Origin of the sequence: Streptomyces sp. SID4985, assembly GCF_009863025.1 — a bacterium.
Classification (GTDB): Bacteria; Actinomycetota; Actinomycetes; order Streptomycetales; family Streptomycetaceae; genus Streptomyces.
The window spans coordinates 1-8852 of sequence record NZ_WWIR01000491.1 but is presented as its reverse complement, the minus strand read 5'-3'; the positions used below and the strand labels follow the sequence as shown (position 1 = coordinate 8852).

Sequence of the window (8852 nt, the reverse complement as noted above, 5' to 3'; positions counted from 1 at the left end):
GCCGACCGCAGCACCACCACCGTCACCGAGGAGCAGTTGCTCGGCGACGGCCGGTTCGCCGTCGCACGGTTCGCCGTGGGGCTGCGGGTGCGTGACTGTCACCATCAGGTGTCGGGCAAGCGTGACGGCGCGCGGCCGGTGTGGTTCTACGGCCTCACGGACCGGTCCTGGGCCTGCGTCATGTTCCGCGACGGCCATCGCGAAGCCATGGTGTGGCAGTCCGGGCCCCGGCGGCTCTGGGACGAGGTGTCCGCCGCGCTCGACTGGTGGCGGGCCGCCGGTGAACCGGGGTACGAGCGGTTCGGGCTCACCGTCACCGTGTACGACCAGTGCGCCTGGCTGGACCGCCCAAAGAACGCGTGGCTCCTCTGAAACCGGCCCCGCTCGCCCGTCTCCCCCGTGGCGGATGAGCGGGGCCTTCCCGTGCCGCCGTTCGACGAGTACGGAGCCCCGGGTGTCGAGGGCGACGCGATACGCAGCAGATCGCTGCGCCAAAGACGAGCGGGCCGCCTCCGGAGACGCCCCTCTGGAACCGGGCCCGCCGTGCGAGAACCCTTCGCGCGAGCGCTCACCGCTCCAGATACACCCGCCCGCCGACCTCCACCCACCCATGCGGCTGGGGGGCCGTGAGGATCTGGGAGCCCGCGCCCTGGGTGATGTTGAGCGCCCGGCCCAGCTGGTCGGTGAGGAGCAGGGCTGCCGCGCCGGTGGCCTCGTCCTCGTCGATGCCGTCGTTCCGGCCGGGGAAGCCCCGGGCGCGGACGCGGCCCGCCGCCTCGTCCTCCCAGGCCCAGGCGTAGATCCACTCGCCGGACGGCGGGACCTTCAGGGCGTTCACCTCGGCCGCGCTCGGGTACTGGCGCAGGGTGCGCGGCGGGGCCCACTCCGCGCGGGCCTCGATCCAGGTGAACTCGCCGTCGAGCCGGGTGCCGACCTCCCCGGCGGGCGTGACCAGTTCGGGCACGTCGAGGAGCCAGGCGGTGCCGACGCAGGGGTGGCCCGCGAAGGGCAGCCGTGAGGTGGGGGTGTAGATGTCGATCACTCCGCGCTCGGGGTCGTCCACGAACACGGTCTCGCTGAAGCCGAGCTTGGCGGCGAGCTCCTGCCGGTCGTCCCGCTCGGGCACCAGCGAGCCGTTGCGGATGACACCGAGTTCGTTGCCGTAGCCGCCGTTGGGTCCGCAGAAGACGCGGAGAACGTCGTAGTCAGTCACCCGCGCATTGAAGCATCGAGACCGCTTGGGGTGCTCTTTGCCTTCCGTTGGCATGGCCTTTGGGGTGCCGACATCAAGTCGTGTCTGTGATCTTTTCGTGCGGTTCGAATGCCGTACCTGGCGGTTACAGCCAGACTAAGGCTCGGGTAAGTTAGGCAAGCCTCACCAAACCGATTGGGCGGGTTTGCGCCGCCCTGACCGCCTGGAGCCCGTATGCGAGCCGTCCGCCCGATCGCGATCGCCGCCACCGCGGCGGCCGCGCTGACCGCCCTGTCGGCCTGCACGGCCAAGAGCGACGCCAAGGACGGCGACGCCATCCAGGTCACCGCCGCGGACTCGAAGTGCGAGACCTCCGCGAAGTCGGTCCCGGCGGGCCAGGTCACCCTGAAGATCGAGAACAAGGGCTCGCGGGCCACCGAGGTCGAGATCCTCTTCCCGGACGACAGGATCGTCTCCGAGAAGGAGAACATCGGCCCGGGTACCAAGTACACGCTCACCGCCGAGGTGAAGGCGGGCTCGTACGAGATCGCGTGCCGCCCCGGCATGCGGGGCCACGGCGTCCGGCAGAAGCTCGCCGTGACCGGCTCCGGTACGGCCGCCAAGCGCAGCCCGGAGCTGGACAAAGCCGTCGCGGGCTACCGCGAGTACGCCCAGGACCAGGCCGACGAGACGCTCCCCCGCGTCGAGGTCTTCGCCAAGGCGATCCAGGCCGGCGACCTCGCCGCCGCGAAGAAGGCGTACGCGCCCTCGCGCCTGGGCTGGGAGCGCACCGAGCCGGTCGCGGAGTCCTTCGGCGACATCGACCCCAAGGTGGACACCCGCGCCGACGGCCTGGAGGACGGCCAGAAGTGGACCGGCTGGCACAAGCTGGAGAAGTCCCTCTGGGAGGACAAGAAGATCACCGCGGAGGACAAGAAGCTCGCCGCGCAGCTGGTCACCGACCTCACCGACTGGCAGAAGCGCGTCGGCAAGGCCGAGATCACCCCGACCTCGATGGCCAACGGCGCCAAGGAACTCCTCGACGAGGTCGCCACCGGCAAGATCACCGGTGAGGAGGACCGCTACTCCCACACCGACCTGGTGGACTTCAAGGGCAACGTGGAGGGCGCGCAGCAGGCGTACGCGCTGCTGAAGCCGGTCGCCGCCAAGAACGACCCGGCACTCACCGCCGAACTGGACAAGCAGTTCGCGGCGTTGGACAAGCTGCTCGACAAGTACCGCGCGGACAAGGCGTCCTACGACTTCGTCTCCTACGACAAGGTCGCCAAGGCGCAGCGCAAGGAGCTGTCCGACGCGGTGAACGCGCTCGCGGAGCCGCTGTCGAAGCTCGCCGCAGCGGTCGTCAAGTAGCAACGAAAGGCACGGGAGTCGAGACGATGACCGAGAGCGAGCCGAGCGGCCCCTCGCGGCGTGCGCTGATCGGCTGGGGCGGTGCCGGGCTCGCGCTCGGCGCCGCCGCCACGGGCGGCACGATGGCGCTGACCGGGACGGACGACCATCTGGGTCTGACGGCCGCCGACACCGGCGGCGCGGTCGCCTTCCACGGCGCGCACCAGGCGGGCATCGCCACTCCGGTGCAGGACCGGCTGCACTTCGCCGCGTTCGACGTGAAGACGGACGACCGCGCCGAGTTCGTCCGGCTGCTGAAGGACTGGACGGAGGCGGCCCGCCGGATGACGGCGGGCAAGGCGGTCGGCGAGGGCGCCTACGGCGGGCTCGCCGAGGCCCCGCCGGACGACACCGGGGAGGCCCTCGGCCTGCGGCCCTCGCGTCTCACGCTGACGATCGGCTTCGGGCCCTCGCTGTTCGAGCGGTTCGGCCTCGCGGACCGGCGTCCGGCGGCCCTCGCGGATCTGCCGAAGTTCCCGGGCGACAACCTGGAGAAGTCCCGCACCGGGGGCGACCTCTGTGTGCAGGCGTGCGCGGACGATCCGCAGGTGGCCGTGCACGCGATCCGCAATCTGGCCCGCATCGGCTTCGGCAAGGTCGCGGTGCGCTGGTCGCAGCTCGGCTTCGGCAAGACCTCCTCGACCACCCCGGACAGCCAGACCCCCCGCAACCTCATGGGCTTCAAGGACGGCACCCGCAACATCGCGGGTACCGAGACCGACCGGCTCAAGAAGCACGTGTGGGTGGCCGGGCCGGACGGGGACGCCAAGTCGGCCTGGATGACCGGGGGTTCGTATCTGGTCGCGCGGCGCATCCGCATGAACATCGAGACCTGGGACCGCACCTCGCTCCAGGAGCAGGAGGACGTGTTCGGCCGGGACAAGCGCGAGGGCGCCCCCGTCGGCAAGGCCAAGGAGCACGACGCGCCGTTCCTGAAGGCGATGAAGCCGGACGCCCATGTGCGCCTGGCCCACCCGGACTCCAACGGCGGGGTCACCATCCTGCGCCGGGGCTACTCCTTCACCGACGGCACCGACGGACTGGGCCGCCTGGACGCGGGGCTGTTCTTCCTGGCCTACCAGCGTGACGTGCGCGAGGGGTTCATCCCGCTCCAGCGGCGGCTGTCCGGGCACGACGCGCTCAACGAGTACATCCAGCACGTGGGTTCGGCGGTCTTCGCGATCCCGCCCGGTGTCCGGGACTCCGCCGACTGGTGGGGCCGGACGCTGTTCTCCGAGGAGGCGTAGTCCGTGTTCTCCAACTATCTGATCGGTCTGCGCGAAGGACTCGAGGCGTCGCTCGTCGTCTGCATCCTGATCGCCTATCTGGTCAAGACCGGCCGCCGGGACGCCCTGAAGCCGATCTGGCTCGGCATCGGCGTGGCGATCGTGCTCGCGATGGGCTTCGGCTGCGCCCTCGAATTCGGCTCCCAGGAGCTGACGTTCAAGGCGCAGGAGGGGCTCGGCGGCTCGCTGTCCATCGTCGCGGTCGGGCTCGTGACGTGGATGGTGTTCTGGATGCGGCGCACCGCCCGGCATCTCAAGAGCGAGCTGCACGGGCGGCTGGACGCGGCCCTCGCCATGGGCACCGGCGCGCTGGTCGCCACCGCGTTCCTCGCCGTGGGCCGCGAGGGCCTGGAGACCGCCCTGTTCGTGTGGGCCTCGGTGCACGCGGCCGGTGACGGCACCCCGCGCCCGCTGATCGGCGCCGCCCTCGGCCTCGCCACGGCCGTGCTGCTCGGCTGGCTGTTCTACCGGGGCGCGCTGCGCATCAACCTCGCCAAGTTCTTCACCTGGACCGGCGGAATGCTGGTGGTGGTCGCGGCGGGCGTGCTGGCGTACGGCGTCCACGACCTCCAGGAAGCGGGCATCGTCCCGGGCCTGACCGACCTCGCCTTCGACATCAGCGGCGTCATCCCGCCGGACAGCTGGTACGGCACCCTGCTCAAGGGCGTGCTCAACTTCCAGCCGGACCCGACGGTCCTCCAGCTCACGGTCTGGCTGCTGTACCTGGTCCCGGTGCTGACGCTGTTCCTGCTCGATCCGGGCGTCACGGCGAAGCTGCGCGGTCGCAAGCGGGCGGAGAGCACCTCCGGGTAGGGTTCGCCTCCGGGAAGGGGTGAGCGGTACTCATGGGCAGGAACCGGGTTGGGCGCCGGGGGCGGAAGGCCGTCATAGCGGCCGCGCTGACCGCCGCGGTGTCGCTGACGGCGAGCGGCTGTGTGGTGGTGCACGGCGAACGCGCGATGATCCCCACCGCCACCCGTACCGACGCCGAGAAGGCGCTGGCCGACTTCGTCGAGGCGTACAACAAGGCCGACCGGGCCTACGACACCTCCCTGGACGCGGACCATGTCACCGGCGCCCTGGCCGACATCGACTCGGCCCGGCTGCGCGCGGGGCACGCCAACCATCCGGCCGGGAACCCCGCGCACACTCCGCTGACGCTGACGGACGCGAAGTTCACGATCCCGAGGAAGCCCGGCTGGCCGCGCTGGTTCGTCGCGGACGCCCTCGGCAACAAGGGCGGTTCGGTCCGCTGGCTGCTGGTGTTCACCCGTCATGCGCTGGGCGAGCCCTGGCAGGTGGCGTATCTGACCGTGCTCGCGCCCGATGCCGTACCGAAGTTCAAGCTGGACGCGGACGGCTGGGCGGAGGCCGTACCCGCCGACGCCACCGGCCTCGCCGTGCCGCCGGGCGACCTGAGCGACAAGTACGCGGAGTATCTGCGCGGCGGCGGGACGAGCTTCGCGAACGGCCCCAGCACCAGTGGACTGCGCACCCTGCGGCAGCAGAAGGCGCGCAGGCCGGGCCTGGTCCGCCAGTACATCGACGAGACGCTGGACCGGGGCGACTACGCGCCGCTCGCGCTGCGCACGGTGGACGGCGGCGCGCTGGTCTTCTTCGCCTCCCGGTACTACGAGAAGCAGACCGCGGCGGCGGGCACCTCCGTGCCGGTGACCGACCAGGACGTGCGCGCCCTGACCAAGGGCGAGGTCAAGCAGTCCCTGACGATGGAGTTCGTCTCCAACGAGACCGCGCTGGTCCCGGCCGGGAGCGGGCGGGTGTCGATACTGGGGCGGGTGCAGGGGCTGACGTCGGCGCGGGGATCGTAGCCGCTTCCGGCCGTCCTCAGTGGCGCAGCGGCCAGGCGCCGGTGGAGTGGTCGGCATCGTCCGTGCCCGCGTGCCGGGCGCAGGCGTCGGTGAGCGACTCCAGCAGGGTCAGCGGCTCGGGCAGCGGGTGCTCGGGGCCGCGCACCCAGCGCACCTGGCGGTCGCCGTCGCCGCCGGGGAGCCGGGCGGGGGGCATCAGGACGTAGGAGCCCCGGCAGTGCCAGCGCATCCCGGGGTGTTCGTCCATGGTCTCGGGGTGGCAGTCCAGTTCGCAGGGCCACCACTCGTCCTCGTCCTCGGGGGTGCCCCGGGTGAGGGTGAAGAACAGCATCCGGCCGTCGTCGCTCTCGGCGACCGGGCCGACCTCGACACCGGAGGCGAGCAGCCGCTCCAGCGCCTCGCGCCCGGCTGCCAGGGGGACGTCGAGGACGTCGTGGACCATGCCGGTGGCGGTGATGAAGTTGGCCTCGGGCTGCTCGCGGGCCCAGCGCTCGATCTGGGCGCGGTCGGTGGTCGCCTGGGTCTGCCAGGCGAAGGACACCGGGTGGCGGCCGGGGGTCGGACAGCCGACGCGGTCGCAGGAACAGCCGTAGCCCGGGGCGGGGTGGGCGGCGGGGGCGAGGGGCAGTCCGGCCCCGGCGGCGGCGAGCAGCAGCGCCTCACGGCCGTCGTCGGCCGACGTCTCCTTGGGTCGGCGTCCGCGCAGCCACTGGGAGATCTTGCCCTGCCGGCCGGACCGGCCGCCGAACGTCGCGCTCATCCATCCCTCGCATCGCTGTGGTGCGGACAGCATGTCTCATCGTCCCATCTTCCAACTCCCCGGGGGACCGGAGCGCGAATGCGAAGGAATCCGGCGAGACATCCCTCACAATCGAGGGGATTTGCCGACTTCGACCCGATGTTTACGAGGCGCCCTCGTGGTCCTCGTGGTCCTCGTGCGGGGGCCAGACGTCACCCCACTCGGCGTCGCGGGCGGCCTTGTACAGATCGCCGTGCCGCTTGGTGACCGTCGTACGGCCGAGCCGGTCGTCCGCCTCGCACAGGTCGAGCAGCACCTGCCCCTTGCGGATCTGCGGGCGCCGGACGATGCGGTTGAGCGCGGGTTCGACGGGGAGGCGGGTGGCGGCGACGTAGCTGAACTTCTCGTCCTCGTACGCCAGGGAGCCGCCCTTGACCTGCCGGTGCAGCGAGGAGCGGCTGACCCGAGCGGAGAAGTGGCACCAGTCGGTGCCGGGCACGATCGGGCAGGCGGCGCTGTGCGGGCAGGGCGCGGCGATCCTGAACCCGGCCGCGATCAGCCGGTCCCGGGCCTCGATGATCCGCTCGTACCCGGCCGGGGTGCCCGCCTCCACGATCACCACGGACCGCGCGGCGGCCGCGGCGGCGTCGACGAGCGCGGCCCGGTCCGCCTCGGCCAGCTCGTTGAGGACGTACGACACGGTGACCAGGTCGGTCTCGCCGAGCTGGAGCGCGGCCCCGATCCGGGCCCGCTCCCAGCGTGCCCCGGCCAGGCCGGGGTGGGCGGCGGCGATCTCCCGCCCGAGGGCGAGCGCGGGCTCGGCCCAGTCCAGCACGGTCACCGGCCGGGCGCCGTCCCAGGTGGCGGCGACGGCCCAGGTCGCGGCCCCCGTCCCGCCCCCGATGTCCACATGGCTCCCGGGCACCCACTCCGGCACGGCATCCGCGAACGCGTCCAGCGCCGACCGTACGGCCTCGAAGGTCGCGGGCATCCGGTACGCCGCGTAGGCGGCGACATCGGCGCGGTCCCGCAGGATCGGCGCGTCCGTCGGGGTGTCCCCCCGGTAGTTGGCGATCAACCGCTCGACGGCGGCGGCCGCCTGCCGCGGCGGCAGCCCGTCGAGCACTCCCGCGAGGGTGGTGCGCAGGGTCTCGGCTGGGGAGGTGGGGGCGTTCACCCGTCGATTGTCGCAGGTGGTGGGTGAGGCGGGGGCGTGCTGGGGTCAGGCGTCGCGGACCGCTCGGGAGAGGTGGGTGGCGAGGTTCGCTCGGGGAGCGTTCGCGGGTGGGCGGCGGATCGGGTGGACCGTGTTGGCCAGGAGGATCAGGTAGGTGTCGGTGGCGGGGTCCAGGACCAGGGAGGTGCCGGTGAAGCCGGTGTGGCCCGCGGCGCCTCGGCCTGCCAGCTCGCCCATGAACCAGGGCTGGTCCACGGCGAAGCCCAGCCCGGGGGCGGTGAGCAGGAGTTCCACGAAGTCGGGGCCGAGGATGCGCGCGGGGCCGTAGCCGCCGCCCGCGAGGAGCGTGCGGCAGAAGACGGCGAGGTCGGGGGCGGTGGAGAAGAGGCCCGCGTGACCCGCGACCCCGCCGAGCGCCCACGCGTTCTCGTCGTGCACCACGCCCCGCAGCATCCCCCGGTCCGCCTTGGCCCACGGCCGCCGCTGGTCCTCGGTGGCCGCCGCGCCGGGGCACGGTCCGAAGCGGGTCGCGGTCATCCCGAGCGGGCGGGTGATGCCGTCCGCGATCAGGGTGTCCAGGCCGCGCCCGGTGATCCGTTCCAGGACGAACTGGAGCAGGATCATGTTGAGGTCGGAGTAGAGATACCGGCCCGGCTCCGCGCTCGGGGCCTCGGCGCGCAGCATGTCCCTCCGCGCGGCGGCGTCCGGGCAGTCGTACAGCGGGAGTTCGGGGCGCAGCCCGGAGGTGTGAGTGAGCAACTGCCGTACGGTCACGCCGTGTTCGGCGACGCCGGTGAACTCCGGGAGATACGCGCCGATCCGGGCGTCGATCCCGAGCGTGCCGCGCTCGATCTGCTGCACGGCGGCGACGGAGGTGAACAGCTTGGTGAGCGAGGCCAGGTCGAAGGGGGTGTCCACGGCCACCGGAACCCTTGCGGCGGGCGGGAGTTCAACGCCTGTGTCGGTCTCCGGGTCGTACGACGAGTAGCGCACCGCCCAGCCCGTGGCCTCGGCGACCGCGATCACCGGACCGCGCCCGGCCACCGCGACGACACCGGCCGCCCAGGGGTGCGGGCCCTCGGTGAGGGTGCGCAACTCGGCTTCGAGGAGCGCGAGTTCGACGGGGTCGAGCCCGGCTCGCTCGGGGGTGCCGGTGCGCAGTCTCGGGGTGCTCAGCTGTCCGCTCCGTTCGGGTGCGTGGGGGTGTCGGCGGGGTTCG

Annotated in this window: 8 protein-coding genes and 1 pseudogene; 5 read left to right on the top strand and 4 right to left on the bottom strand. The window is 72.3% G+C overall.

The genetic code is table 11. The features are described 5' to 3' along the window. Window positions 1–372, top strand: a pseudogene (locus tag GTW40_RS21665) (protein-L-isoaspartate(D-aspartate) O-methyltransferase); the annotation flags it as partial. A 196-nt stretch (window positions 373–568) separates the two neighbouring features. Here the strand turns inward: GTW40_RS21665 and GTW40_RS21660 are convergent. Next, a complete protein-coding gene (locus GTW40_RS21660; protein WP_161181854.1) occupies window positions 569–1213 on the bottom strand; it encodes a PhzF family phenazine biosynthesis protein in 645 nt (214 codons plus the stop codon). 213 nt (window positions 1214–1426) lie between these two features. Here GTW40_RS21660 and efeO point away from each other — a divergent pair, with 213 nt between their 5' ends. The 4 genes from efeO to GTW40_RS21640 are packed head-to-tail and all read left to right on the top strand — an operon-like array spanning window position 1427 to window position 5717. Then, window positions 1427–2563: an iron uptake system protein EfeO gene (gene efeO, locus GTW40_RS21655; RefSeq protein WP_161181853.1), complete on the top strand. Its 1137-nt coding sequence runs from the start codon at window positions 1427–1429 to the stop codon at window positions 2561–2563. A gap of 26 nt (window positions 2564–2589) precedes the next feature. After that, complete coding sequence (efeB, locus tag GTW40_RS21650) at window positions 2590–3849, top strand: iron uptake transporter deferrochelatase/peroxidase subunit (RefSeq protein ID WP_161181852.1); 1260 nt, start codon at window positions 2590–2592, stop codon at window positions 3847–3849. 3 nt (window positions 3850–3852) lie between these two features. Then, complete coding sequence (gene efeU, locus GTW40_RS21645) at window positions 3853–4701, top strand: iron uptake transporter permease EfeU (RefSeq protein ID WP_161181851.1); 849 nt, start codon at window positions 3853–3855, stop codon at window positions 4699–4701. A 32-nt stretch (window positions 4702–4733) separates the two neighbouring features. Continuing rightward, a complete protein-coding gene (locus tag GTW40_RS21640; protein WP_202486234.1) occupies window positions 4734–5717 on the top strand; it encodes a hypothetical protein in 984 nt (327 codons plus the stop codon). Between the two features lie 16 nt (window positions 5718–5733). On the opposite strand, the gene GTW40_RS21635 is transcribed toward GTW40_RS21640, so the two are convergent. The 3 genes from GTW40_RS21635 to GTW40_RS21625 all read right to left on the bottom strand — a co-directional run bounded on the left by GTW40_RS21635 (window position 5734) and on the right by GTW40_RS21625 (window position 8809). After that, entirely contained in the window at window positions 5734–6477 is a 744-nt protein-coding gene (locus GTW40_RS21635) for a bifunctional DNA primase/polymerase (RefSeq protein WP_161181850.1), read from the bottom strand. Between the two features lie 142 nt (window positions 6478–6619). Beyond that, the gene (locus tag GTW40_RS21630; RefSeq protein ID WP_161181849.1) at window positions 6620–7633 is read right to left on the bottom strand and encodes a small ribosomal subunit Rsm22 family protein; all 1014 of its coding nucleotides are present in this window, start codon (window positions 7631–7633) and stop codon (window positions 6620–6622) included. A gap of 45 nt (window positions 7634–7678) precedes the next feature. Beyond that, on the bottom strand, window positions 7679–8809 hold the full coding sequence (locus GTW40_RS21625; protein ID WP_237525615.1) for a serine hydrolase domain-containing protein: 1131 nt from the start codon (window positions 8807–8809) through the stop codon (window positions 7679–7681). Window positions 8810–8852 lie beyond the last annotated feature (43 nt).